26 protein-coding genes are annotated in these 23,103 nt (G+C 63.6%); 9 read left to right on the top strand and 17 right to left on the bottom strand.

Annotated features, from left to right (window positions below; all coding sequences use genetic code 11):
- Positions 1-127: 127 nt before the first annotated feature.
- Positions 128-2,086 (top strand): lytic transglycosylase domain-containing protein, encoded by a 1,959-nt coding sequence (locus tag AC5STB_RS10990; RefSeq protein ID WP_495442871.1) that lies wholly within the window; start codon positions 128-130, stop codon positions 2,084-2,086.
- Here AC5STB_RS10990 and AC5STB_RS10985 read toward each other — a convergent pair.
- Positions 2,060-2,968: a DMT family transporter gene (locus tag AC5STB_RS10985; protein ID WP_495442870.1), complete on the bottom strand. Its 909-nt coding sequence runs from the start codon at positions 2,966-2,968 to the stop codon at positions 2,060-2,062. The genes AC5STB_RS10990 and AC5STB_RS10985 overlap by 27 nt on opposite strands.
- A complete protein-coding gene (gene mnmC2 / locus AC5STB_RS10980; protein WP_495442869.1) occupies positions 2,965-3,633 on the bottom strand; it encodes a tRNA (5-methylaminomethyl-2-thiouridine)(34)-methyltransferase MnmC2 in 669 nt (222 codons plus the stop codon). The genes AC5STB_RS10985 and mnmC2 overlap by 4 nt, the downstream gene beginning before the upstream one ends.
- A 58-nt stretch (positions 3,634-3,691) precedes the next feature.
- On the opposite strand from mnmC2, the gene AC5STB_RS10975 reads away from it, so the two are divergent.
- Positions 3,692-4,732 carry an NAD(P)/FAD-dependent oxidoreductase gene (locus AC5STB_RS10975; RefSeq protein ID WP_495442868.1) on the top strand — a complete coding sequence of 347 codons (1,041 nt, stop codon included), beginning with the start codon at positions 3,692-3,694 and terminating at the stop codon, positions 4,730-4,732.
- Between the two features lie 112 nt (positions 4,733-4,844).
- Here AC5STB_RS10975 and AC5STB_RS10970 read toward each other — a convergent pair whose 3' ends face one another.
- The 5 genes from AC5STB_RS10970 to AC5STB_RS10950 form a co-directional block, all read right to left on the bottom strand.
- A complete protein-coding gene (locus tag AC5STB_RS10970; protein ID WP_495442867.1) occupies positions 4,845-5,666 on the bottom strand; it encodes an HTD2 family dehydratase in 822 nt (273 codons plus the stop codon).
- A gap of 36 nt (positions 5,667-5,702) precedes the next feature.
- On the bottom strand, positions 5,703-6,245 hold the full coding sequence (locus AC5STB_RS10965; RefSeq protein ID WP_495442866.1) for an NADPH-dependent FMN reductase: 543 nt from the start codon (positions 6,243-6,245) through the stop codon (positions 5,703-5,705).
- Between the two features lie 174 nt (positions 6,246-6,419).
- The gene (locus AC5STB_RS10960; protein WP_495442865.1) at positions 6,420-7,076 is read right to left on the bottom strand and encodes a YiaD family glycine zipper/OmpA-like lipoprotein; all 657 of its coding nucleotides are present in this window, start codon (positions 7,074-7,076) and stop codon (positions 6,420-6,422) included.
- Between the two features lie 140 nt (positions 7,077-7,216).
- A complete protein-coding gene (locus tag AC5STB_RS10955) occupies positions 7,217-7,906 on the bottom strand; it encodes a helix-turn-helix transcriptional regulator (protein WP_495442864.1) in 690 nt (229 codons plus the stop codon).
- A gap of 270 nt (positions 7,907-8,176) precedes the next feature.
- Positions 8,177-9,046, bottom strand: a complete 870-nt coding sequence (locus AC5STB_RS10950; protein ID WP_495442863.1) for a methylated-DNA--[protein]-cysteine S-methyltransferase — start codon at positions 9,044-9,046, stop codon at positions 8,177-8,179.
- A 163-nt stretch (positions 9,047-9,209) separates the two neighbouring features.
- Between AC5STB_RS10950 and nth the strand changes: the two genes are divergently transcribed.
- Both nth and AC5STB_RS10940 read left to right on the top strand, forming a co-directional pair.
- Positions 9,210-9,854 carry an endonuclease III gene (nth, locus tag AC5STB_RS10945; RefSeq protein ID WP_495442862.1) on the top strand — a complete coding sequence of 215 codons (645 nt, stop codon included), beginning with the start codon at positions 9,210-9,212 and terminating at the stop codon, positions 9,852-9,854.
- A 127-nt stretch (positions 9,855-9,981) separates the two neighbouring features.
- On the top strand, positions 9,982-10,974 hold the full coding sequence (locus tag AC5STB_RS10940) for an adenosine kinase (protein ID WP_495442861.1): 993 nt from the start codon (positions 9,982-9,984) through the stop codon (positions 10,972-10,974).
- A 126-nt stretch (positions 10,975-11,100) separates the two neighbouring features.
- Here AC5STB_RS10940 and AC5STB_RS10935 read toward each other — a convergent pair whose 3' ends face one another.
- Positions 11,101-11,586, bottom strand: a complete 486-nt coding sequence (locus AC5STB_RS10935; protein ID WP_495442860.1) for a MarR family winged helix-turn-helix transcriptional regulator — start codon at positions 11,584-11,586, stop codon at positions 11,101-11,103.
- A 75-nt stretch (positions 11,587-11,661) separates the two neighbouring features.
- Here AC5STB_RS10935 and AC5STB_RS10930 point away from each other — a divergent pair, with 75 nt between their 5' ends.
- On the top strand, positions 11,662-12,531 hold the full coding sequence (locus AC5STB_RS10930) for an EamA family transporter (RefSeq protein WP_495442859.1): 870 nt from the start codon (positions 11,662-11,664) through the stop codon (positions 12,529-12,531).
- 6 nt (positions 12,532-12,537) lie between these two features.
- Here the strand turns inward: AC5STB_RS10930 and AC5STB_RS10925 are convergent, their stop codons facing one another.
- Both AC5STB_RS10925 and AC5STB_RS10920 read right to left on the bottom strand, forming a co-directional pair.
- The gene (locus AC5STB_RS10925; protein WP_495442858.1) at positions 12,538-13,044 is read right to left on the bottom strand and encodes a hypothetical protein; all 507 of its coding nucleotides are present in this window, start codon (positions 13,042-13,044) and stop codon (positions 12,538-12,540) included.
- 16 nt (positions 13,045-13,060) lie between these two features.
- Positions 13,061-13,543, bottom strand: coding sequence for an RNA pyrophosphohydrolase (locus tag AC5STB_RS10920; RefSeq protein WP_495442857.1), 483 nt, complete (start codon positions 13,541-13,543; stop codon positions 13,061-13,063).
- Positions 13,544-13,681: 138 nt separating this feature from the next.
- Here AC5STB_RS10920 and AC5STB_RS10915 point away from each other — a divergent pair, with 138 nt between their 5' ends.
- Positions 13,682-15,709, top strand: a complete 2,028-nt coding sequence (locus AC5STB_RS10915; RefSeq protein WP_495442856.1) for an FAD-dependent oxidoreductase — start codon at positions 13,682-13,684, stop codon at positions 15,707-15,709.
- An 86-nt stretch (positions 15,710-15,795) separates the two neighbouring features.
- Here AC5STB_RS10915 and AC5STB_RS10910 read toward each other — a convergent pair whose 3' ends face one another.
- The 3 genes from AC5STB_RS10910 to AC5STB_RS10900 all read right to left on the bottom strand — a co-directional run bounded on the left by AC5STB_RS10910 (position 15,796) and on the right by AC5STB_RS10900 (position 16,993).
- Positions 15,796-16,140, bottom strand: coding sequence for an antibiotic biosynthesis monooxygenase family protein (locus AC5STB_RS10910; RefSeq protein WP_495442855.1), 345 nt, complete (start codon positions 16,138-16,140; stop codon positions 15,796-15,798).
- 12 nt (positions 16,141-16,152) lie between these two features.
- Positions 16,153-16,473 (bottom strand): NIPSNAP family protein, encoded by a 321-nt coding sequence (locus AC5STB_RS10905; protein WP_495442854.1) that lies wholly within the window; start codon positions 16,471-16,473, stop codon positions 16,153-16,155.
- Positions 16,474-16,549: 76 nt separating this feature from the next.
- Positions 16,550-16,993 carry a DUF4399 domain-containing protein gene (locus AC5STB_RS10900; RefSeq protein ID WP_495442853.1) on the bottom strand — a complete coding sequence of 148 codons (444 nt, stop codon included), beginning with the start codon at positions 16,991-16,993 and terminating at the stop codon, positions 16,550-16,552.
- 217 nt (positions 16,994-17,210) lie between these two features.
- Here AC5STB_RS10900 and AC5STB_RS10895 point away from each other — a divergent pair, with 217 nt between their 5' ends.
- Both AC5STB_RS10895 and AC5STB_RS10890 read left to right on the top strand, forming a co-directional pair.
- Positions 17,211-18,101 (top strand): AEC family transporter, encoded by an 891-nt coding sequence (locus AC5STB_RS10895; protein WP_495442852.1) that lies wholly within the window; start codon positions 17,211-17,213, stop codon positions 18,099-18,101.
- A gap of 162 nt (positions 18,102-18,263) precedes the next feature.
- Positions 18,264-19,175, top strand: coding sequence for a LysR family transcriptional regulator (locus AC5STB_RS10890; protein ID WP_495442851.1), 912 nt, complete (start codon positions 18,264-18,266; stop codon positions 19,173-19,175).
- A 239-nt stretch (positions 19,176-19,414) separates the two neighbouring features.
- Here AC5STB_RS10890 and AC5STB_RS10885 read toward each other — a convergent pair whose 3' ends face one another.
- Genes AC5STB_RS10885 through AC5STB_RS10870 form a run of 4 tightly spaced genes read right to left on the bottom strand, consistent with a single transcriptional unit; the run spans position 19,415 to position 22,345 of the window.
- Entirely contained in the window at positions 19,415-20,332 is a 918-nt protein-coding gene (locus tag AC5STB_RS10885; RefSeq protein WP_495442850.1) for an OmpA family protein, read from the bottom strand.
- A complete protein-coding gene (locus AC5STB_RS10880) occupies positions 20,323-20,895 on the bottom strand; it encodes a peroxidase-related enzyme (RefSeq protein WP_495442849.1) in 573 nt (190 codons plus the stop codon). The genes AC5STB_RS10885 and AC5STB_RS10880 overlap by 10 nt, the downstream gene beginning before the upstream one ends.
- A 14-nt stretch (positions 20,896-20,909) precedes the next feature.
- Positions 20,910-21,626, bottom strand: a complete 717-nt coding sequence (locus AC5STB_RS10875; RefSeq protein WP_495442848.1) for a GNAT family N-acetyltransferase — start codon at positions 21,624-21,626, stop codon at positions 20,910-20,912.
- Positions 21,623-22,345 (bottom strand): competence/damage-inducible protein A, encoded by a 723-nt coding sequence (locus AC5STB_RS10870; RefSeq protein WP_495442847.1) that lies wholly within the window; start codon positions 22,343-22,345, stop codon positions 21,623-21,625. The genes AC5STB_RS10875 and AC5STB_RS10870 overlap by 4 nt, the downstream gene beginning before the upstream one ends.
- Before the next feature lie 48 nt (positions 22,346-22,393).
- Between AC5STB_RS10870 and sfsA the strand changes: the two genes are divergently transcribed.
- Positions 22,394-23,095, top strand: a complete 702-nt coding sequence (sfsA, locus tag AC5STB_RS10865) for a DNA/RNA nuclease SfsA (RefSeq protein WP_495442846.1) — start codon at positions 22,394-22,396, stop codon at positions 23,093-23,095.
- The last annotated feature ends 8 nt before the right edge of the window (positions 23,096-23,103 follow it).

The raw sequence follows: 23,103 nt of genomic DNA, 5'->3' as shown, positions 1-23,103 counted from the left end.
TTTGCTGCAGGTGCAGGCGGAAATCCGCCGCAGTCAAGATCCGGAATGCCAGTGATTTGAGTTGATACCGGCACGCCAATGAGTAACGTTCAAGCCTCTATCCCCGGACCGTTGGAAAATGCAAGAGATGACACGCATCCTGGCCCTTATTCTGCTGATTGCGGCGGCTCTGCCCGAAGCGCCTGCTCACGCCCGCGACCTGAGCAGGGCACTCGATCTGATGCGAGCCGAGAAATGGGACCGGGCCGTACGCGAAGCGGGCAAGCAGCAAAGCGTGGCTCACGATATCATCGAATGGCACCGGTTGCGCGCCGGGCTGGGCTCTGCTGGAGATGTAATGGCGTTTTTGGAACGTCGCGCGGACTGGCCCGGACTGGATTACCTGCGCCGCCAGAACGAGGACGCCATTGCGGCCACTGGCCGCGAGACGATTTTGGCCTTTTATGCAAGTGATCGCCCGCAAACCGCAGAAGGCGCATTAAGCCTGGGCAAGGCTCTGATAGCTGCCGGGCGCCGCGGTGACGGCGAGGCAGAGATCGTGCTGGCCTGGCGCACCATGGCAATGGGCAGCGCCATCCAGAAACTCTATCTGCGGGACTTCGGCAAGCTGCTGAAGCCGCATCACACCGCACGGCTGGACCGGCTCCTGTGGGAGAATCATCTGGTCAGCTCCAAGCGCATGCTGCCGCTGGTGCCGGAGGAGAAACGCAAACTGGCCGAAGCCCGGATTGCCTTGCAGGATCGTGCCGCCGGCGTGGACGCAAAAATCGAGGCCGTGCCTGCCAGCCTGCAAGGGTCTGCCGGCCTCGCCTATGATCGCTTTGCCTGGCGCGACCGCAAGCGGCTGCAGGACAGCGCCATCAACATGATGATGGACCGCAGCACCAGCGCTGACAAGCTGGGTGAGCCGGGAAAATGGCTGCGCCGCCGCCGCGATCTGTCCCGGCAGCTGATGCGCGATGGCGATCACGAACGCGCCTACCAGCTTGCCGCCTATCACTTCTCCACGCCAGAGGACGGTTACGGCTATTCCGACTGTGAATGGCTGGCTGGCTACATCGCGTTGCAAAAGCTGCGTGACCCCGAACTTGCTGCGGTGCATTTTCAACGGTTTCTTTCCTCCGTCGAGACCCCGATTTCTATTGGCCGCGGCGGTTACTGGCTGGGCCGGGCCTTTGCCGCAATGGGCGAAGCCGACAAGGCGCACGAGGCCTATGCTAAGGGCGCGGAATACCAGACGTCTTTCTACGGGCTGCTGGCTGCTGAAAAACTGGGACGCCCTTTTGATCCGGCACTGGTGAAACCTGCCCCCATGCCGGACTGGCGCGAGGCGGCTTTCATGCAATCCTCAGTGACTGAAGCCGGGCTGATGCTGTTGAAAGCCGGCGATGTGGCGCTGGCAGAGCGCTTTCTTACTCATCTGGTGGAGACCCTGCCGCCGGTCCAAGCGCGCCAGCTCGGGCAGATGGCAGTGGACATGGACCAGCCGCATCTGGCTGTGATGATTTCCAAACGCGCAGCCCGCGGCGGGGTGGAGCTGGAGGGCGCCTATTATCCGCTGCATCCCGTTGCCAAGCGGCGGCTGCCGATGGCCGAAGAAATGACCCTGGCCATTGCCCGGCGGGAAAGCGAATTCGACCCCGCAGTCATTAGCCACGCCGGTGCACGCGGGCTGATGCAAGTGATGCCGGCAACTGCCAAACTGGTGGCAACGGAACTGGGCATTCTCGCCAGCCACAAAACCTCCCGCCTGACAGCAGAATGGGACTACAACGCCAAGCTGGGAGCCAATTACCTTGCTGGCCTGGCGGGCAAGTTCCGCGGCAACGTGGTGATGATGGCTGCCGGCTACAATGCCGGCCCGCACCGCCCTGTTGCCTGGATGGAGCGGTATGGCGACCCGCGGAACGGCGACCCGGACATTGTCGACTGGATTGAGCACATCCCCTTTAATGAGACCCGCAACTACGTGATGCGGGTCACCGAAAGCTTGCCGGTCTACCGGGCGCGGCTGGGTAAGGCACCGCTGCCGGTGCCGTTTTCCAAGGAACTGAAGGGCTCAACCCTTCACGCGTTCGCGCCATAGGGTGAACAGGCCAGCGGCGATGATGATGCCCGCGCCGATTGCCACATTGGTGCGGATCACTTCACCGAATAGCGCCATACCCAGCATCGCCGCCCAAATCAGGTGGAAATAGGCGAAAGGCTGCACTGCGCTGGCTTCGGCCATCTCGTAGCATTTTATCAGCAGCCAGTGTCCGGTCACCCCAGTCACACACAATAGGGCCATCCACATCCAGTCGCCTTGGCTCATCGGTTCCCAGTGCCAGATGCCGACCGAAGTCATAAAAACCATGCCGGAAACTCCGGTCCAGAAGAAGCTGGTGGCGGTGCTGTCCTTGCGCGCCGCATAGCGGGTCACCAGCCCGTATACCGCAAACATCAAAGCAGAGATAAAAGGGATCACTGCAGCCGGATCGAATACGCCCATGCCCGGCTGCAGGATGATCAGGACGCCGATCAGTCCGACGCCAATTGCCGCCCAGCGCCGCCAGCCGACGCTTTCACCCAGCACCGGACCGCTCAGCGCCGCGACCAGCAGCGGGTAGCAGATAAACACTGCCTGACTCTCGATCAGACCCAGCACGGTAAACCCATAGACTGCAACACATACTTCAGCGGCCAGAAGCACGCCGCGGAAGACTTGCAGCCACAGCTGATCCGTTTTTGCAGCGGCACGGATGCCGCCGGGTGCACGCGCGGCCAGGAACACGACAAAGGCGGCAAAAAACCAGTAGCGTACCATCACAACCATGTAAGTGTTGTAGGTTCCCGCCAGATGGCGCGAGATACCGTCCTGCAGGGCAAAGACAATGGTTGCCCCGATCATAAGCAGGATGCCCAGCGGCACGTTGTTCTGCTGCACCCGGGGCTGGGGCACGCTTTTGGGTTGGGGAACCGTGCTCATCGCAGTACCGCCCTTGTCATATGCCGCTTGCGCCCGTAGCCAGGGATGCGGGTCACTTCAAATCCTGCCGCCTCCAGCCCGCGGCGGACAAAGCCAGCCGCTGTGTAGGTCGCTGCCGAGCCGCCAGGCGCGGTATGCGCCGCCACCTGTGCCATCAGCGCCTCCTCCCACAGTTCGGGGTTCTTGGCCGGAGAGAACCCGTCCAGAAACCAGGCATCTGCCTGCCCTGTCCACTCCCGAAGCGACACCCGCGCGTCGCCCTGGATCACCTCCAGCTGCATGCTTCCCAGATCACAGGCTCCTGTGCCTTGCCACTTGGCAAGGAACCGCTCCGCCCAAGGGGCAACGGCCGGGAAAGCTTCCAGCGCCTTGGCCATATCGGCGGGCACCATCGGGAAGGCTTCGAAACTGGTGAAGCATAACGGCCCCTGCTGCCCCGCCTGTTCCCAGGCACGCCAGACCGCCAGCATATTGAGACCGGTGCCAAAGCCCAGCTCGGCAATATGAAAACCCGGAGCAAACCGCTCCGGCAGGCTGTTTCCGGCCAGAAACACATGCTCCGTCTCCGCCAGGCCGTCCTGGATCGAGAAATAGGGATCATCGAACTGATCCGACACCGGTACAGTGCCATCGCGCCAGCTGAGGCGGGCCTGCTGGTCTGCCATGCTATAATCCCCTAAGTGAGTGTCTGGAACGGCGCGACACTGGCGAAAGGATACCGAAATGGCAATGGCAGATGTAACGGTGCGCGGGGCGGGTATTTTCGGCCTGTCGATCGCCTGGCTCTGCGCCCGCCGCGGCGCGCATGTTCAGGTGGTGGACCCGTTCGGCGCAGGTGCAGGCTCCAGCGGCGGGCTGGTCGGCGCCCTGGCCCCGCATGTGCCGGAGAACTGGAATCCCAAGAAACAGTTCCAGCTTGAAAGCCTGCTGATGGCAGAAGGCTTCTGGGAAGAGGTTGAAGCCACCGGCGGTGTGTCCCCCGGCTACGGCCGCACCGGACGCCTGCAGCCCATCGGCGATGAACGCTCCCTGGCGCTCGCCCGCAGCCGCGAAATCTCCGCCCAAGAGCTGTGGAAGAATGAGGCTGAGTGGACCGTCTGCCAGGCAGACAGCCTCGGTCCCTGGGTGCCGCCGAGCGCCACCGGCTATGTCATTCACGACACCCTTAGCGCCCGCATGCATCCCCGCCGCGCCTGCGCCGCGCTGGTGTCCGCCTTGGCGGTTATGGGCGTAGAGGTGCAGCAAGACGCCGCCGATCAGGGCAAGGTGGTGCATGCCAAGGGCTACGCGGGTCTCTTGGAGCTGAACGAAGCCTTCGGCAAGACCATCGGCGGCGGCGTTAAGGGCCAGGCGGCGCTCTTGCGCTTTCACGAAGGCGAAGTGCCGCAGCTTTACGCCGATGGCCTGCACATCATCCCGCACGCGGACGGCACCCTGGCCATCGGCTCCACCAGCGAGCGGGAATTCGGCGACGGCAGAGCCACCGATGGCCAGCTTGACGACGTGATCGAGCGCGCCCGCGCGGCGGTGCCGGTGCTGCACGGGGCCGAGGTGATCGAACGCTGGGCAGGCGTGCGCCCCCGGGCCAAGTCCCGTGCCCCGGTGCTTGGTGCCTGGCCGGGCCGCGATAGCCATTACATCGCCAATGGCGGTTTCAAGATCGGCTTCGGCATGGCCCCCAAGGCAGCCCATGTGATGGCGGACCTGCTGCTGGAAGACAAGGATAGCATCCCCCAGGGGTTCCGGGTGGAGGACAACCTCTGAACTTGCCGCCTTGCCCGTCAAAGAGTTTCTTATTTGCCCTTCTCAGCGGCGCCACACGAAAGCCACCCATATGCCCGCCTCAAAGCAGCTTGGGGTACAGAAGGGTTCCGGTTCACCGCCTGGGGACTGCCGCCGCGCTCATGCACTGCCGCCCGTCCGGCCCGCGCACCCAAAGGTCCCGGCCGTTGCGGCACAAGGCGGCATCTTCGAAATGCATCAGCGGCGAGGACGCCCGGAACGAAAACTCCGCTAGCGGCCCCATCAATTCCTCCGCCAGCAGCATCAGATGCTGCGCCAGCAGCGGTCCGTGCACAACCAGTCCGTCGTACCCCTCCACATCGCGGGCGTAGTCCAGATCATAGTGGATCCGGTGCCCGTTGAAGGTCAGCGCTGAGTATCGGAACAGCAGGGTCGGGCTGAACGACGCCTCCCGCGCGTCCGTCTCGTCGGACCGCGCCTTCGGCGGCACAGGTTTCGGCGCTGCCGGATCAGGGTCCTCTCGATAGACCAGATCATGCCATTCGGTCAGGCACAGCGCGCCTTCCTGGCGGATCTCATGGCGCAATGCCACCAGTCCTAAGGGCCCGGTTCTGCCGGTTTTCCGCTCCGCCCTTTCCAGCACTGAGGTTTTTTCTGCCGTGACACCAGCCCGTAAAGGCGTGTGGAGCTGCAACCGCCCGCCAGCCCACATCCGCCGAGGCAGGCCCATGTCCGGGATCAGCCCGGCTCCGCCGACTTTGGGGTGACCGTCGCGGCCCAATTCTCCCGGCGGCAGCGGCGTCCAAAAGTAAAGCTGGTGAAAGAACGGCGGCAGGGGACTGCCTGCCGTAATCTGCGGCGTCAGGCCCAGCGCAGCCTGAAAAGCGGCGGCGCGGGCCGGGTCCATCTGATCCTTTACTCGCTGCGCAGGGGCGGAGGTTGCGTCGCTATCCATGCGGCCACCTTAACTGCGCCCTGCTCAGTGGCAAGTTCAGCGGCCGATGTCTTCCCGCAGTTTCTGCATCAGTTTGGTCAGCGTGGCCTCATACTGTTCGCTCGTCAGCCGTCCGCCCTCGTCGAATTCCTTGCTGGAACCGGCCAGATGCACCTCCGGGCCGGTAATCAGCCGCGGCTGGAAGGGCACCAGGAAGCCGCGCAGGATCATCTGCGCGCGTTCGCCCCCTGCCCGGCCTGCAGCCGCCGACATCACCGCCACCGGTTTGTCCGCCCAAGGGCTGCCTTCGGTGCGGCTGACCCAGTCGAGCGCATTCTTCAGAACGCCTGACGGCCCCTTGTTGTATTCCGGGGTGGAGATCGCCACCGCATCCGCAGCCGCGATCTGATCCGCCAGCACTTGCGCGGCAGGCGGGATCCCCTCTGCCGCTTCCGCATCGCCATCATACAGCGGCAGGTTCAGATCGGCTTCGACGACAGCGGCCGGGCCAAACACCCGTGCGGCCTCGGCCAGCAGCTTGCGATTGGTGGCCTCACGGCGCAGCGAGCCGGAAATCGTCAGCAGGATGGGGTCAGCCATGGAAGGTTCCTTCTGTTCGCGTCTGTGTTGCCCCATCATGTAAGAGGCCGCCCCCAGCATGAAACAGACATGCCCGCGCAAGCAATGTGCAGCGTTGCGTAAAACTGCTGCACCGGAACGAAAACAGCCCGCCCCCTTGCGGGACGGGCTGCAAATACTGCCGTCTTATTAGGATCAGGCGGCCTGCGGGATCACCACCACCTCGACGCGGCGGTTGCGGGCCTTGCCCTCCGGCGTCAGGTTCGAGGCCACCGGCTGCTCCTCGCCGCGGCCGATGATGCGCATGCGGTGGTACGGCACACCGCCGGATCCAATTTCGCTGGCCACTGCATTGGCGCGGCGCTCGGACAGGCCCTGGTTGTAGCCCGCATCGCCATCGCTGTCGGTGTGGCCGATCACCTGGATGGTGCTGTTGGGGTAGCGCACCAGGCTGTTTGCCACACGGCGCAAATCGCCCTGCACCGCCGGCGAGACAGCTGCACTGTCGGTGGCAAAGGTCAGGTCGTTCGGGAAGGACAGGATCAGCCGGTCGCCGGTGTTGACGATGGTGATATCGTCGTTCGAAAGGTTCTGGCGCAACTCGCGCTCCTGCGCGTCCAGCTGGTTGCCGATCACGCCGCCTGCAGCGGCACCGACCAGCGCACCGGTGGCGGCCCCCAGGCCACGGTCGGAGTCATTGGCAATCGCACCAACGCCTGCGCCGATGATACCGCCCAGAACCGCGCCCTTTTGGGTGTTGCTGCCCTGGGTGCCGATGGTTGCGGGGTCGGTACAGGCGCTCAGGCCCAGTGCTGCGGCGACAATACCAGCCGTGGTGAGTTTCATCTGCATTTTCAAATTGCCTTCTGCTTTCTATGGTCCGGACGGCGCCCGGCAGTCGGCACGAATATCGTGATGCTGCGCCGCGTTCTCAAGGCAAGGGGTTCCCGGTTCGGCGGAATACCGCGCAAAATTTGCACAAATCCGCAATTTCAGGGGGAAAAAGCGAAATTCCAGCCTTCCTGCTCCATCCAAAGCCTGCGGAGCGTCCTTGCCTCGGCAGCGAAACAGTCCTCCCGGATCTCCGCCGCCAGCATCCGGTCGGTGCGGAAATGCCGGAAACCGCCGCGCAATTCGCACCAGGCAGCCAGCATCGTGCATTCTATGTGGTAAATCAGCGCCAGCGGCCGCAGGGTCCGGCAGCTTTCTCCGTTCTCGGGACTCAGATAGGTCAGCTGCAGTTTGCGGCATTCCCGCACAGCCTGGCGCAGCAGCGCCTTGGACACGCAGCCCTGTTCCGGATCATCCAGCGGCGCCCCCCAGGGCGCCACCTGCAGCCATTCCGCTGAGGCATGCACATCACAGATCTTGCGGCTGACCCGGGCGGCGGCCTGCTGCATGGCGCCATCACCGGTACGCATTAGCATTGCCAGCCCCACGTGCAGCGCCTCCAGCTCTTCCTCGTCGAAATTAAGCGGCGGCAGGTCATAGCCCTTACGCAGCATGTAACCGATACCCGCCTCCCCCTCCACCGGCGTGCGCATTGCCTGCAGGGCGGCGATGTCCCGGTAGATCGTGCGTTTTGAGACCTCGAGCTTCTCCGCGAGGTCTTCCGCCCGCACAGGGGCCGGGGCAGAACGAAGGATCTGGATGATTTCGAACAGGCGTCCGGTACGGGGCATGGGCGGGGCTCCAGTGACAATCTGCTGCCACAATAGCAGATGCCGCTGACAACAGGTTGTCAGCAGGGATCTGATTTTTCTGTTTTCAGGAAAAGGAGAAACCTATGCTGAGTTACGACTGGATCATTTTGATCACTTTGGGCCTCGACCGCTGGGAAAGCCAGCGCCGCCCCCTGCTCCCGCATGAAATAGAGCGCGAGGAAGCGCGAAAGCGGCACGAGGTGCGCAAATCAGCCCGCCCTGCCCGTCCCGGCCTGGTTCAACGCTTGTTTAGCCGGCGGCCCGTAGCTCTGCGGCCCTCCCCTCATCCTCCCGCGCGGCCTCGAAAGCAAGCATCGCGCGTTTGACCGGCAGCCCCCAGTGGTAACCGCCCAGGGCGCCTGACTTGCGCAGGGCGCGATGGCAGGGGATCAGCCAGCTGACCGGGTTGCGCCCAACCGCGGTGCCCACCGCCCGCACGGCTTTTGGTGCGCCGATCACCTGGGCCAGCTCCGAATAAGTGGTCACATGGCCAGAGGGGATGCGCAGCAACGCCTCCCACACCTTGATCTGCAGCGGTGCGCCTATCATGTGCAACGCGGTTTCGCCCTTCTGGGCGAAGGCCGCCTCTGCCAGCGGCCGCAGGGCCATGGGATCCTCAATGAACTCTGCTTGCGGCCAGCGGGCGCGCATGTCGGCCATGGCAGGCTCTGCGCCGGTTTCCGCTGCAAAGGCCAGCCCGCAGATGCCTTTTTCCGTACCCATCACCAATGCCAGCCCAAAGGGGCTGTCGAACCAGCCCCAGAAGATCCGCAGGCCGTGCCCCTTGCGCGCATATTCCCCCGGGCTCATCGCTTCCCATCTAAGAAAAAGATCGTGCAGGCGGCCCGACCCGGACAGCCCCACCGCATGCGAGGCCTCCAGCGTGGTGAACCGGTCGCGCAGCAACGCCTTGGCATGACCCAGCCTCAGATACTGCTGGTAGCGTTTTGGAGACACCCCGACCCAAGCTGAAAACAGCCGCTGAAAATGCCCTGGGCTCATGTCCATGCGCGCCGCCAGCTGCTCCAGCGTCAAATCCTCGCCACCATCGTCGATCACCTCGATCGCCCGGCGCATGACGCCGTAGTGGTACGAATTTTCCCGCGCTTCGATTTTCATCGGCCCAACCTATTCTGACTTGCACCCAAGGTAATACGCCCGCCCCAGGCACGCGACCCGGAACTTGCGCTATTGCTCACCGCCCCGCTTTATCCGATGAAGCGCAACCTCCCGCCCCAATTTCAATTGCGCTTTAAGGATTGCTCTGTACATATGGCGCGCGATGGCAAAGCAACTCGATTATCATACGCTCCGCGAGATCTTCACGCGGTTCCAGGCAGCTGAGCCCGAACCCAAGGGTGAGCTGGAACATGTCAACGCCTACACACTAGTGGTCGCCGTGGCGCTGTCGGCGCAGGCAACCGACGCCGGTGTGAACAAGGCGACACGCGAGCTTTTCAAGATCGCCGACACCCCGCAAAAGATGTTGGACCTGGGCGAGGAACGCCTGATTGAGCATATCAAGACGATCGGCCTGTTCCGCAACAAGGCCAAAAACGTGATCAAGCTGTCGAAGATCCTGGTAGAGGATTACGGCGGCAATGTTCCGAACTCCCGCGCCGCCTTGCAATCCCTGCCGGGCGTGGGCCGCAAGACCGCCAATGTGGTCCTGAACATGTGGTGGAAACAGCCCGCCCAGGCGGTGGACACCCACATCTTCCGCGTTGGCAACCGGTCCGGAATCGCGCCGGGCAAGGATGTGGATGCAGTGGAGCGCGCGATTGAGGACAACATTCCTGCGGATTTCCAGCAGCACGCCCATCACTGGCTGATCCTGCACGGGCGCTATCACTGCAAGGCGCGCAAACCTATGTGCGGCAGCTGCATCATCCGCGACCTCTGCATGTATGAGGACAAAAACCTGTGAGCAGCAGGCTCATGTTTCCAGGGTATTTCCGCCCGATCTGCAACCCGGCGGAACCCCATTGTTCCAATTCTCAAGATACATCCGCCGGAACCGCATCCGGCGCAACACTCCCCGAGGAGGGCAGCCCATGACCAAATCCTACCAGCTCGTCGGAATCGGCAATGCCGTTGTCGATGTGATCGCCCAGTGCGACGACAGTTTCCTGGCCGAGCAAGGCATCGAAAAAGGCATCATGCAGCTCATTGAACGCGACCGGTGCGAGGATCTGTATGCAGCAATGGGAAACCGGGTCATGACGCCAGGCGGCTCAGTCGCCAACACCATCGCCGGTGCCGGTGCATTGGGGCTGGAGGCCGCCTTCATCGGCCGGGTCCGTGACGACTCGCTTGGGAAGTTCTACGCCGATGCGATGAACAATGAGGGCGTCAGCTTCGCGAACCCGCCGGCTGCGGATGGCGAGCTGCCGACCTCGCGGTCGATGATCTTTGTCTCGCCGGACGGTGAGCGTTCAATGAACACTTATCTTGGCATTTCGTCCGAATTGGGTTCCGCGGACGTGCCCCAAGATGTGGCTGGAAATGCGCAGATCATGTTCCTTGAGGGCTATTTGTTCGACAAGGACAAAGGCAAGACTGCATTTCTGGAGGCTGCCCGCAACTGCCGCGAAGGTGGCGGCAAGGCAGGCATTTCAATCTCCGACCCGTTCTGCGTTGAGCGCCACCGGGCCGGTTTCCTGAACCTGATCAGCAATGAGCTGGATTTCGTGATCGGCAACCAGGACGAAATCTGCGCCCTGTTTGAAACCGATGATCTGGAAGCGGCGATGGCCAAAACCGCCGCAATCTGCCCGCTGGTGGTCTGCACCCGCTCAGGCGACGGCGTGACCGTGCTGAACGACGGGGTGCGCATCGACGTGCCGGTCGAGACCATCGTGCCGGTCGATGCAACCGGGGCCGGCGACCAGTTCGCTGCCGGTTTCCTGTTTGGCATGGCGACAGGCCGCAGCATGGAAGTGTGCGCCCGCATGGGCTGCATCTGTGCCGGCGAAGTCATCCGGCATATCGGCCCGCGTCCTGAAACCAACGTCCGGCACCTGCTGGAAGAAGCCGGCCTGGTCTAACCCAGCCGGGCATTCCCGCCCGCCGGACCTGCACCTCGCGGTGCATTTCCGGCCGTTGGGCGCGGCGCGGCTTTGCCGCCCCGCGCAGCGTGCTTGCAGCAGGCCAGGGATTTTCCGATTCCAGCCTTAGCTGTCAGCCGACAGCTGCGCCTTGCTCAGAAGCGCCTTAAAGGCCTCGAGTTCCTGGCCGTTCATTCCGCCCAGCAGCCGCGTCTGGGTCTCGACATGCGCTGAAACGGCCCGGTCGGTCAGGGCAAATCCCTCTTCTGTCAGCCCGACCAGAAAACTGCGGCTGTCCTCCGGGTTTACCTCACGCTTGACCAGGCCGTCCGCCTCCAGCCTATCGATGCGGTTGGTCATCGTGCCGGACGCCACCATTGTCGCCTTCAGCAGATCGCCCGGCGACAGCGTGTAAGGCGCCCCGGACCGGCGCAGCGTGGCCAGCACATCGAATTTGGCCGCATTCAGCCCGAACTCCGCGAAGGTCTTATGCATCTCGCGCTGATACGCCAGATACAGCCGCGCGACCCGGCCAATGATACCCATGGCCGTTACATCCAGGTCCGGCCGCTCCTGCCCCCATTGCTGGGTGATAAAATCCACATGATCCATGCCGCCGGTTTAGAGTTTTACATCTTGACGTCAAGATAAAATTCATTATCTCGACATCAAGACAAGGAGAAACACATGCCGATCCGGACCCTTCTGCTGACCGCGCTGGCCCCTGCCATCTGGGGCAGCAGCTACATCGTTACGACGACTTTCCTGCCCGGCCACTCACCGCTGGTGGTGGCCCTGCTCAGGGCGCTGCCTGCCGGGCTGTTGCTGCTGCTGCTGGTGCGCCAGCTGCCGCCGCTCAGCTGGCTGCCGCGGCTGATGGTTCTCGGCGCGCTGAACTTCTCGCTGTTCTGGGTTCTGCTGTTCCTGTCCGCCTACCGCCTGCCGGGCGGGGTTGCCGCAACGCTTGGCGCAGTGCAGCCGCTGATCGTGGTGTTCCTGTCCGCTCTGCTGCTGCAGACGCAGATCCGCGCCGCTGCCGTTGCCGCCGCGCTTCTGAGCATGGCAGGTGTTGCCCTTCTGGTGCTGACCCCCGCCGCCAAACTGGACACGCTGGGTGTTCTGGCGGGCCTTGGCGGCGCCCTGTCGATGGCCGCTGGCGTTGTTCTGACCCGCAAGTGGCAGCCGCCGGTACCGCCCCTCACCTTCACCGCCTGGCAACTGACCGCCGGCGGGCTGCTGCTGGTGCCGGTTGCGTTCTGCGCGGTGCCAGAGATGCCGGTCTTCACTGCCGCAAATATCCTGGGCCTTGCCTACATGAGCCTCATCGGCGGCGCGCTGACCTATATCCTGTGGTTCCGCGGCCTCGCCCGGATCGACCCGTCGCAAATCTCGCTGCTCGGCGTCCTCAGCCCGCTGTCCGCCGTGATCCTGGGCTGGCTGCTGCTGGGGGAAACCCTGACGCCCAACCAGATGCTGGGCGCCACTCTCGCCTTGTTCAGCCTCTGGCTCGGCCAAGTGCGGCTGCGGCCCCGGCGCCCCGCAACCGCAGCTGAATAACCTGCATCACCGCGGCGCGGCCGGTTCACAGGCCTTGCCGCGGTGGCAATCCAGCACCTTCCGCCGCACTTCGGACGTGTCATCAAAGGCAAACCCGCCGCAGGCATTGGCCCGGACCACCAGCTCCTGCCCGCGCTGCTCCGCAAAGACCACATAGTCTGCACCGGACTTCATTCCGCCGCACCAGGGCCCAAGGCACTCCACTTCAATCACCGTGTGCACACTGACCCGGGTTGAGAAATACTTTCCGTCCAGAAGCTTACCTGAGAGTTGCGCCGGAATGCGGGCCAGCGGCGGGGTATCATTGGGATTGTCCGAATGGGGCTGCGGCAGCAGGTTTTCGTCAAATCTCAGTTCACCCGCAATGACGTTATAGACGCTGTCCGAGCTCGCGGCATGCAGGTAGGCATCCGCAGGTCCCCAGGGCAGACAGCTGAGGGCAGCTGCAGGGCCGGCAGCACTCGCCAGAATACACGCAGTCAGGGCAGCACCGGCTCTGGCGGGTCGGAACAAGGCTCGCAAATCCATCTCACAAATACTCCCGGAACTCTGCCACCACCCGCGCGTAGACCTCGCGTTTGAACGGTACGATCTTTTCCACCAGACTCTCCACCGGCTGCCAGCACCAGGCCGAGAACTCCGGATCATCAGTCTCGATATTCACTTGATCATCCGTGCCGAGAAACCGCATCAGGTACCATTTCTGCTCTTGCCCGCGGTACTTGCCACCCCAGAAGCTGGACACTACGTCATGCGGTAGGTCATAGGGCAGCCAGCCGTCGCTTTCGGCGATGATCTCCACCAGCTCCGGTGCCACACCGGTTTCTTCCTCCAGTTCGCGCAGCGCCGCGATCCGTGGCTCCTCGCCCGCGTCGATCCCGCCCTGCGGCATCTGCCAGGCGTCCTTGTATCGGTCCTTGCGCTGACCGACAAACACCGCACCCTCGGCATTGATCAGCATCACGCCGACATTGGGGCGATAGGGCAGCTTGGCAATCTCTTCCGGCGTCATCAGGCTCTCCTCGGCATGGGTTTTCCCGACCTTAGACCGCTTGCCGCCGGGGCACGCAAGGGGGTGACGCGGCGTTTGCCCGTGACAAGCAGCCCCCGCCCCCTGATCCTAGGGGCAACTGCCAGGGAGAGTTTCAAGATGACTGCGTACCCCAATCTGCTTGCCCCGCTGGATCTGGGCTTTACCACACTCAAGAACCGGGTGCTCATGGGCTCGATGCACACCGGGCTGGAGGAAACCGGCGACTGGAACCGCGTTGCTGAATTCTATGCCGCGCGCGCCCGTGGTGGTGTGGCGCTGATGGTGACCGGCGGGATCGGCCCGAACCTGGAAGGCTCGGTGCTGCCGGGCGCCTCCATGATGACCACGGCCAAGGACGTGGAAAACCACCGCGTGGTGACAAACCGGGTGCATGAGGCCGGAGGCAGGATCGCCATGCAGATCCTGCACGCGGGCCGCTATGCCTATGGCCCAAAATGCGTTGCCCCCAGCCCGGTGAAATCGCCGATCTCTCCTTTCCCGCCGCATGAACTGGACGAGGACGGTATCGAAAAGCAGATCGCCGACATCGTGAACGCCGCCCGGCTGGCGCAGGAGGCAGGCTATGACGGCGTCGAAATCATGGGGAGCGAGGGCTACTTTCTCAACCAGTTCCTGGTCACCCACACCAACAAGCGCACCGACCGCTGGGGCGGCTCCTATGAGAACCGGATGCGGCTGCCGATTGAGGTCGTGCGCCGCACCCGCGAGGCCGTAGGCCGCGATTTCATCATCATCTACCGTCTGTCGATGATCGATCTGGTGCCCAATGGCTCCACCCACGAAGAAGTCGTGCAGCTGGCACAGGAAATTGAAAAGGCCGGCGCCAGCATCCTCAACACCGGCATCGGCTGGCACGAAGCGCGCATTCCCACTATCGCCACCTCGGTTCCCCGCGCGGCCTTTGCCTGGGTCACCAAGAAGCTGATGGGCAAGGTCGGCATTCCGGTGATCACCTCGAACCGCATCAACACGCCGGAAGTGGCCGAAGAGGTGCTGTCGGATGGATGCGCCGACATGGTGTCTATGGCGCGCCCGATGCTGGCTGACGCGGATTTCGTATCCAAGGCCGCAGCCGGGCAGGCTGAGCAAATCGCCCCCTGCATCGCCTGCAACCAGGCCTGCCTGGACCACACATTCAGCGGCAAGCTGACATCCTGCCTGGTCAATCCGCGCGCCTGTCACGAGACCGAGCTGGTGATCAAACCCGCAGAGACGCCTAAGTCCGTGGCCATCGTCGGCGCTGGCCCTGCGGGCCTTGCCACCGCGCTCACCGCCGCCCAGCGCGGCCATAAGGTGACGCTGTTCGACCGCGCGGACGAAATCGGCGGCCAGCTCAACATGGCCAAGCAGGTACCGGGCAAGGAGGAATTCTGGGGCCTGGTTGATTGGTACCGGGTCATGGTGGCAGACGCCGGCATTACCCTGGAACTGGGCCGTGAGGCCGCGGCGGAGGATCTGACCGCCTTCGACGAGGTGATAATCGCCACGGGCGTCACGCCCCGCGATCCAGCTATCCCAGGCCAGGACCGCGACAACGTGCTCAGCTACATCGACGTGCTGCGCCACAAGAAACCAGTGGGCCAAAAAGTAGCCGTGATCGGCGCAGGCGGTATCGGCTTTGACGTCTCCGAATACCTGCTGGAAGAGGGGCATAGCCCGGCAACCGACCTGCCCGCCTGGATGAAGGAATGGGGCGTGGCTGACCCGGCAGAGCACCGCGCGGGGCTCGCCCCCGAGGGCCCGCAGCCCGCAGCCCCGGCCCGCCAGGTGACCCTGCTGCAGCGCAAGGCCGAACGCCATGGCAAGCGGCTGGGCAAGACCACCGGCTGGATTCACCGGGCAACGCTCAAGATGAAGGACGTGGAATTCGTCGGCGGCGTAAACTACGAGCGGATCGACGATGAAGGCCTGCATGTGAGCTTTGGCGAAGCCCGTGAAAACCCGAAGGTGATCCAGGCGGACACCATCGTGCTCTGCTCAGGCCAGGTCTCCGAACGGTCTCTGGCTGATGATCTGGCCGGGCGCGGTATCACTGCCCATGTGATCGGCGGCGCTGATGTGGCCGCGGAACTGGATGCCAAACGCGCCATCAACCAGGGCACCCGCCTCGCCGCCAGCCTCTAAAGAGACACAGGCCCTCCCGCCTGCAGTTGAAAGTTCTGACGGGCCCGGTCCGCAATTGGACCGGGTGCCGCGCTTTGCGCGGGACTTCAGCCATGCGCCGCCGCGCTGTCCGCCGGGGCCTCCGCCCGCGCTTCCATGCCATAGTCGCGGATCACACCGGCCACGCGCAGCCTGTAGTCCGCAAAGATGCCCGCCCGGCCCTTTGCCTGCGCCACGCGGTGTTCCGCCAACTGGCGCCAGCGTTGTACCGCCGCCTCGTCCCGCCAAAAGGACAGAGACAGCAGCTTGTCCGGAGCGCTCAGGCTCTGGAACCGCTCGACGGAAATAAAGCCATCCACCTGCTCCAGCAGCTCGCGCAGCTCCGCCGCGATTTCCAGATAGGCATCCTTCTGCCCCTCAGCGATCTCAACTTCAAAGATAACGGCAATCATGCGGGAGGTCTCCTATCTGCCGCCATGCGGGGCTGAGGCCAGCTTCAGCCAGGTCCGGTCTTCACGCAGTAAAAACCGTTCCTTCTGGGCAAATTCATAGTTCTCGCGCCCCAGCGGATCTGCCGCCAGCCGGCCGCGGTAGGCCTCATACTCCGCCAGGCTGTCCACGTTATAGATCCCGTATGCCAAAGTTGAGGACCCCTCATGCGGCGCGAAGTAACCGACCAGATCAGCCCCGCAGCGCGGGATCGCCTCACCCCAGTTGCGGGCATATTGTTCGAACTGCGCCTTCTTGGCGGGATCGATATGATAGCGGATGATGCAGGTCAGCATATGAGGTCCTTTGATTGTTCAGGACCTCCTGCCTAGCCTGCGTCAGCCAACGGACGCTTCGCCGTGGACCGAAGTGTCACTCCACGTTGATGGTAATCACCTCGGACACCACAGGCGATTCATGCGGCACGTGGCCGGCGTCGCCCAGCACCAGCTGAAGCGTGTGCCGTCCTGGCGCCAGCTCAATGGTGGTCTCGGTCTGACCGCCGCCGAAATGCACATGGTGTTCATCCGCAGGCAAACCATACAGCAGCTCGTCCGCACCGTCCTCACCCTCGCCGATGGCCGGCCGGTCGATCAGCAGGTGGTGATGCCCGGTTAGTTCCTTTTCTGTGCCTGCCGGGGCCACCCCCATGCCGGACAGGCCGAAGACAACAGTCACCGGTGAGCTGACGGTGTCGCCATCCTCAAGATTGACGAAGTACACCCGCGCATCAGGGTTCGACGGGGTGCGTTCCTGCGCCCCAAGCGGCGCGGTCAAGGACAAGACAGCAGCGGCGGCGGCAAGCAAAAGCTTCATAACGATTTCTCCAGCAATCTGTTCAGCTATCAGAGTAAAGCTAGGCGTTGGTCCAGCGGCAGCAATCCCTGCGGCTGCGGAACTTGCACACTTTTGCGTAACCTTCACAGAATGCCAAGACGGCGAGCCGCGTTCCGCTTGCTTGCAACAGCCCCTGGCGGCAGTGTTGTTCCCGAACCGCGAGGCGAGGGCACCAGTGGTATTTGCAGTCATCCTTATGGGTTTAACCCCCAGCTTTCTGATGGTGGCCCTTGGCGGCCTCGTGCGCGGGCGGCTCTCACCGCAAGCGTGGCAGGGCCTCGACAAGCTGAACTTCGAAGTTTTATTCCCAGCGCTGCTGTTCTTTGCCGCCAGCGGCCGCCCCATTGCCATCTCCGACTTGGGGCGCATTGGCCCCGCGGTTTGCAGCATTCTGGCCTTGGCGCTTGGTCTCGGGTTGCTGGCACGCCGGTTCGGACCGGAGAAGTTCCTCGATTTTGCCGGTGCCTGGCAAACTGCCTGGCGCTTTAATACCGCCATAGCTTTTGTCGCGCTGCCGTCGGCCGGCGCAGAGCTGACCGGTCAAATGGCCGTTGCCATAGGCATGGCGGTGCCGGTGGCCAATGTAATGGCAGTTACGGCCCTGTCCCGTGGCGGCAGCCTTTCGCTGCACGAGACTTTTGTGAAAATCGCGCTCAACCCTTTTCTACTGGCCTCAGTTGCCGGTGTCGCGGTTGGTCTGTCGGGTTACACGATCCCCGCCCCGATCCTGGCACCGGCCGAAATGCTGGCCCATGCCGCGATCCCGATTGCTTTGCTGTCGATCGGCGCCACCATGAACTGGCAGGCGCTGGCCCGGCTCGACCTGTTCAACGGCTATCTCTGCCTGGTCCGGCTGGTGCTGGTGCCGGCCATCGTGCTGGCCGCCTGCCTGCTGATGGGGACTGATTCCGGCTTTGCAGCGGTGCTGGTCCTGTTCGCGGCATTGCCCACCGCGTCCGCGGCGCATGTGCTGGCTTCGGCCTTTGGTGCAGACCGGGCACTCGCTGCCACACTTATTGCGCAATCCACACTGCTCAGCGCGGTAACCCTGCCCCTGTGGATACTCGCAATCAAGTTTGCGCTTTAAGGATTCATTAACCCCCTCGCACTGCCCGGCCCCGATTCCGGCCCGCCGTTTCCACAGTGCAAACGATCGCCGCAAAACCTCGCAATTATCCCACCTCCGCCCCGATCTTGCCCGATTTCCCAGCCACCTTCAGGGCAACAGGATATGCGAGGACGGGTGCACATGGATCGACTGATGGAAATGGAGGCCTTCGCCAATGTGGTGGACCAGGGCGGCTTCACCGATGCGGCGCGGAAGATGGGAATCTCAAAATCCGCCGTCTCCAAACATGTCTCCAGTCTGGAGACCCGCCTCGGCGCACGGCTGCTGAACCGCACCACGCGCCGCGTGTCCCCGACTGAGATCGGCCTGGCCTATTACGACCGTGCCCGCCGGGTGCTGAATGACGCAGGTGAGGCGGATGCGCTGGTCACCTCGATGCAATCGGCCCCCTCGGGCCTGTTGCGGATATCTGTTGCCACAGATTTCGGCGTCAATCACCTGTCACCGGTATTGTCGGACTTCCTGCGCGACTTCCCGGACATCACTGTCAACATGGTGCTGAACAACCGTTATGTGGAACTGATTTCCGAAGGTTTCGACATGGCGGTCCGTATCGGCGAGCTGGAGGACAGCAGCTTGCGCGCCCGCAAACTGACGGAGACCACCAAGCGGATGATCGCCTCGCCGGAGTATCTGGAGAAATTCGGCCGCCCGCAGAAGATCGACGAGCTGAACACCCACAAGCTGCTGCATTATTCCAACCAGTCCAGCGGCAATGTCTGGAAGATCACGGCGCCCTCGGGTGAAAAGCGCCAGGTGCGCACCTCCGGCTGGCTGTCCGTCAATGACGGGCAATCGCTTCTGAACGCGGCGATCTCCGGCCTCGGCATCGCCTACCTGCCCAGCTACCTGTATTCCGCCGCGATGGAGGAAGGGCTGGTCGAGGACGTGATGCCCAGCCTGCCGGTAGAAACCCAAGGCATCTATGCCGTCTATCCGCCCGGCAAGTTCACTCAGCCCAAGGTGCGGGCCTTTATCGACTTTCTGGTTGCGGCCTTTGCCGACCGCGACCCGTCCGATTGGATCACCTGAGCCGGTTCATCGGTGATCCGGAACAAGACCTCCCTCGAAGACCTGCCCCCGCACTACTCGCGGGGGCTTTTTTTTGCAGAGACTGCAGCAGTGAATAAGACTGGGCGGACAGAACAGCTCCCGCCCGTCCCGCGCCAATCACAGATTGACCCGTTCCCGTTGGGCCGGGCGCCGCTTCGCGGCGCGTGCCCGGCATCAGCAGGGGCAGGCATGTTTCACCCAAGGATGCCCGCCCAGGATCAGTTGCTGAGCAGCACCGCCTCTACCCGCCGGTTGGCCTCGCGGCCCTCAGGAAGCTGGTTGCTGGCAATCGGGGCCAAGTAACCGGCCCCGGCCACATCAATCCGGGCCTCCTCGGCACCATAGGCCCCGGCCAGCCGTTCCATCACCGATTGCGCCCGGCGTTCGGAAATGGCGGCGTTCTGCTCCTGTGAGCCAACCGTGTCGGTGTGGCCGACCAGCAGCAGCCTGTATTTCGGGTTTGCCGCCAGGAAAGCGGCAAGCTCGCGCAGGCTGGCATAGCTGCCGTCCTGAAGCCGCGTGGAACCGCTGTCAAACACCAGGTCGGTCAGCACCGCGTGGCCGCGCACCTCCAGCACCTTGGCCAATTCCACCGGCCGCTCCAGATCAGCCGCGTGCTGCACAGCAGGTTTCGCAACCATTGGCGCGCGCTCCGGCGGCTGAACGCTGATTACTTGCACATAGGCAGCACCACCCGCCCGCGACACCAAGACAGAAACCGCCGCCTCGCCCTTGGCCGCTGACAGGAAGTGATAGCGGGAGATGTCCACCATCATGTCCGGCGACGGCACCACCTCGATCCCGAAACGGAAGCCGAAACCGCCGCAGTCCCGCGCCGCGCAGTCCAGCAGCACTTTATAGCCCTGACCGGTCAGCTGCTCCCGCAAGGGCGCCAGGATCTGCAGCACTGTGCTGTTCCCTTCGACACGCCAGGTGCGGCGCGAAATCAGCCCCTCGAAACGCTTGGAGGGCACGGTGTCCTCTGCTTCGGGTCCCGTAGGCAGCTGATAAACCCCCAGCGCCGTTGCGCGCTCGGAAATGTCCGCCGCATCCGGCGGCAGAGTGATCTCCGCCGCAGCCAGCCCCCCTGGCAGCAAAGCTGCGGCAGCACATGCGATGAAGCGTCTTAGCGGCACTGGCTGTGGTATTCCGGATTGGGCACCATCGCGGTTGCGCTGGCCACCCGGTTCGACATGTTGAAGAAGCCCGCGACATTGGCAATATCCCAGATATCCCGGTCGCTGAAACCCGCATCCCGCAGGGCCTGGCGGTCCGCCTCCCCGATCTCCGCGCTGGCGGTGGTCATCTTGGCGGCAAAATCCAGCATCGCACGCTGACGCGCGTCCAGCGGTGCCACCCGGTAGTTCATCACCAGCATTTCCCCCAGCTGCGGATCCCCCGACAGCTGCCGCACCGCCGCACCATGCGCCACCAGGCAATAGAAGCAGCGGTTGATCGCAGAGACCACCACCGCGATCATCTCCCGCTCCAGCTTGCTGAGGCCGCTGTCCGCCAGCATCAGATCGTTGTACATGGCGGTAAATGCGTTGAGCTTGGCGATGTCAAAGGCATTGGCCTTGAGCACATTCGGCACGAAACCCAGTTTTTCGACACAGATATCAAAGTACTTCTGCGTCTCCGGCGGCAGCGGGTCCACCATAGGCAGGTCAAGGGCTGTGGGCTGGGTCTGGTCACTCATCGCGTTCAATCGCCTTATTGCAAAATCCGGTAGTGGTACTGTCCAACACAGTCCATGCCGAGGGAAGCATAAAGCCCGTTGGCCCCCTCGTTACGTTTCGTGCACAGCACTGCCAGTTCGCTGGCGCCGTTCTCCAGCGCCCAGAATGCCGCCTGGCGCATCATCCAGGCGGCCATGCCGGCCCGGCGCTGATGCGGCAGGATCTCCAGCGCATGCACCATCGCCACCCCGTCATGCACCGCCACGAAACCAGCACCAGCCGGTTTGTCCCTGTGGCGGGCCAGCAGCCCCGTCTTGGGCCCCTGCACCCGGCTCATCACCGCCAGCCGCTCCGGCCCGATACCGCCCTGCGCCCAGATCTCGCGCTGGATCGCCAGCGGCTCCCAAACGCAAAAGGCGGTGACGCGGGGCACTGGAATGTCCGTCAGCCGCGCCGCCGGGCAGGTCCAGAGATTGACCGGGTCCTTCACCGCATAACCGCGCGCCTCTAGCCGGGCGTCCAGTTCCGTCTCGCCGTCACGGATCATGAACAGGCAGTCCTGACCCATGGCCCGCATCGCCTCCTCAGCCGCCGCAATTTCCGCCTCTGTGGCGGCGCCAATCACCGTCGCCGCCGACACCCGGCTGCCGCCGCCCTGCCCGTCGCGCAGGGTGACAGGCCCAAGTTCGCGCAGCGACGCCGGCGGCCATGTCGCCTCGGTCACGGCAAAGTAACGGAAATCGGTGGTCACTGCTCCAGCTCCCTTGCCAATTCTGTCATCGCCGCATCAATGCGCGCGCCATCGGTGCCGCGGATCACGATATTGGCGCCGAACGCACCGTCTTTCTGAAACGGGTAGCAGCCCACCGACAGATCCTCATAAGCCTCTGCCAAAGCGCGCAGCGGAGCCGCGATTTCCCCTTCGCCGCGCTGCACGCGCAGGGTCTGCGACAGCATCGGGCGGCCGCCGGTCAGGGTCGGCATCACGCTCGCCACCATCGCCTGGAAAATCATCGGCACCCCCGCCATCACATGCACATTGCCGATGGTGAACCCCGGCGCCGCCGAAACCGGATTGTCAATCAGCACCGCACCTTCCGGTATGCGCGCCATCCGCAGCCGCGCCTCGTTCATCTCAAGGCCCTGGGTGTCGTAATGCGCCTGCAGGATCGCCCGTGCATCGTCCCGAACGTCCAGATGCGCCTCAAACGCCTTAGCGATGCAATCGGCGGTGATGTCGTCATGGGTCGGGCCGATGCCGCCGCTGGTGAACACATGGTCATAAGCGCCGGACAGCGCCCGCACCGCGGCGATGATCGCGGCCTCGTCGTCGCTCACCACCCGCACTTCCTTCAGGTCGATGCCGTGTTTGGTCAGCTCCCCCGCCAGATAGTGCATATTGGCATCCCGGGTGCGGCCCGACAGGATTTCATCCCCGATGACCAGCATGGCAGCCGTTGGATTGGCCATGATCTTCCTCCCTTGATACCTCACCCCGGCAGATATAGGCCTAAGCCCATGCGCTTTGAAACCCCTCTGATCCCCGCCGTGCTAATCCGCCGCTACAAACGCTTTCTCGCCGATTGCCTGCTGCAGGACGGGCGGGAAATCACCGCCCATTGCGCTAACCCCGGCAGCATGATGGGGCTGGCGGACCCCGGCATGAAGGTCTGGCTGGAGCCGAACGACGATCCGAGGAAAAAGCTGAAATACGGCTGGCGGCTGGTGGAACATGCGGATGGCCATTTCACCGGCGTTGACACCTCGGTGCCAAACCGCGCCCTGCGCGCAGCCCTCGAGAGCGGAGAGGTGGCGGAACTGCGGTCCTACAAAACCGTGCGGGCCGAGGTGAAATACGGCACAAACAGCCGCATCGATTTCCTGCTGCAACAGGATGGCCTGCCGGACTGCTATGTGGAGGTGAAAAGCGTGACGCTATCGCGCGAGCCCGGGCTGGCCGAATTTCCCGACAGCGTTACCGCCCGGGGCACCAAACACTTGGGAGAACTGGCGAACATGGTGGCGCAGGGCCACCGCGCCGTCATGCTCTACCTGGTGCAGCGCACCGATTGCCAACGCTTCCAGCTGGCCGCGGATATCGACCCGGCCTATGCCGGCGCCTTTGCCAGCGCCCAGGCCGCCGGGGTGGAGCGGCTGGTGCTTGGAACGCGGATCACACCGCGGGGTGTTCAGGTTGCCGGGCCGCTCGCGGCAGGCTGACGGCCCGG

The organism is Leisingera sp. CC-HEC093, assembly GCF_059429195.1.
The sequence above is the reverse complement of the archived record's forward strand: the minus strand, read 5'-3'. Positions and strand labels throughout refer to the sequence as shown.

Bases quoted from the DNA above. Each gene is read 5' to 3' on its own strand.
- AC5STB_RS10990 (WP_495442871.1), top strand. From the start codon at position 128: ATGACACGCATCCTGGCCCTTATTCTGCTGATTGCGGCGGCTCTGCCC.
- AC5STB_RS10985 (WP_495442870.1), bottom strand. From the start codon at position 2,968: ATGAGCACGGTTCCCCAACCCAAAAGCGTGCCCCAGCCCCGGGTGCAG.
- mnmC2 (WP_495442869.1), bottom strand. From the start codon at position 3,633: ATGGCAGACCAGCAGGCCCGCCTCAGCTGGCGCGATGGCACTGTACCG.
- AC5STB_RS10975 (WP_495442868.1), top strand. From the start codon at position 3,692: ATGGCAATGGCAGATGTAACGGTGCGCGGGGCGGGTATTTTCGGCCTG.
- AC5STB_RS10970 (WP_495442867.1), bottom strand. From the start codon at position 5,666: ATGGATAGCGACGCAACCTCCGCCCCTGCGCAGCGAGTAAAGGATCAG.
- AC5STB_RS10965 (WP_495442866.1), bottom strand. From the start codon at position 6,245: ATGGCTGACCCCATCCTGCTGACGATTTCCGGCTCGCTGCGCCGTGAG.
- AC5STB_RS10960 (WP_495442865.1), bottom strand. From the start codon at position 7,076: ATGCAGATGAAACTCACCACGGCTGGTATTGTCGCCGCAGCACTGGGC.
- AC5STB_RS10955 (WP_495442864.1), bottom strand. From the start codon at position 7,906: ATGCCCCGTACCGGACGCCTGTTCGAAATCATCCAGATCCTTCGTTCT.
- AC5STB_RS10950 (WP_495442863.1), bottom strand. From the start codon at position 9,046: ATGAAAATCGAAGCGCGGGAAAATTCGTACCACTACGGCGTCATGCGC.
- nth (WP_495442862.1), top strand. From the start codon at position 9,210: ATGGCAAAGCAACTCGATTATCATACGCTCCGCGAGATCTTCACGCGG.
- AC5STB_RS10940 (WP_495442861.1), top strand. From the start codon at position 9,982: ATGACCAAATCCTACCAGCTCGTCGGAATCGGCAATGCCGTTGTCGAT.
- AC5STB_RS10935 (WP_495442860.1), bottom strand. From the start codon at position 11,586: ATGGATCATGTGGATTTTATCACCCAGCAATGGGGGCAGGAGCGGCCG.
- AC5STB_RS10930 (WP_495442859.1), top strand. From the start codon at position 11,662: ATGCCGATCCGGACCCTTCTGCTGACCGCGCTGGCCCCTGCCATCTGG.
- AC5STB_RS10920 (WP_495442857.1), bottom strand. From the start codon at position 13,543: ATGACGCCGGAAGAGATTGCCAAGCTGCCCTATCGCCCCAATGTCGGC.
- AC5STB_RS10915 (WP_495442856.1), top strand. From the start codon at position 13,682: ATGACTGCGTACCCCAATCTGCTTGCCCCGCTGGATCTGGGCTTTACC.
- AC5STB_RS10910 (WP_495442855.1), bottom strand. From the start codon at position 16,140: ATGATTGCCGTTATCTTTGAAGTTGAGATCGCTGAGGGGCAGAAGGAT.
- AC5STB_RS10905 (WP_495442854.1), bottom strand. From the start codon at position 16,473: ATGCTGACCTGCATCATCCGCTATCATATCGATCCCGCCAAGAAGGCG.
- AC5STB_RS10900 (WP_495442853.1), bottom strand. From the start codon at position 16,993: ATGAAGCTTTTGCTTGCCGCCGCCGCTGCTGTCTTGTCCTTGACCGCG.
- AC5STB_RS10895 (WP_495442852.1), top strand. From the start codon at position 17,211: ATGGGTTTAACCCCCAGCTTTCTGATGGTGGCCCTTGGCGGCCTCGTG.
- AC5STB_RS10890 (WP_495442851.1), top strand. From the start codon at position 18,264: ATGGATCGACTGATGGAAATGGAGGCCTTCGCCAATGTGGTGGACCAG.
- AC5STB_RS10880 (WP_495442849.1), bottom strand. From the start codon at position 20,895: ATGAGTGACCAGACCCAGCCCACAGCCCTTGACCTGCCTATGGTGGAC.
- AC5STB_RS10870 (WP_495442847.1), bottom strand. From the start codon at position 22,345: ATGGCCAATCCAACGGCTGCCATGCTGGTCATCGGGGATGAAATCCTG.
- sfsA (WP_495442846.1), top strand. From the start codon at position 22,394: ATGCGCTTTGAAACCCCTCTGATCCCCGCCGTGCTAATCCGCCGCTAC.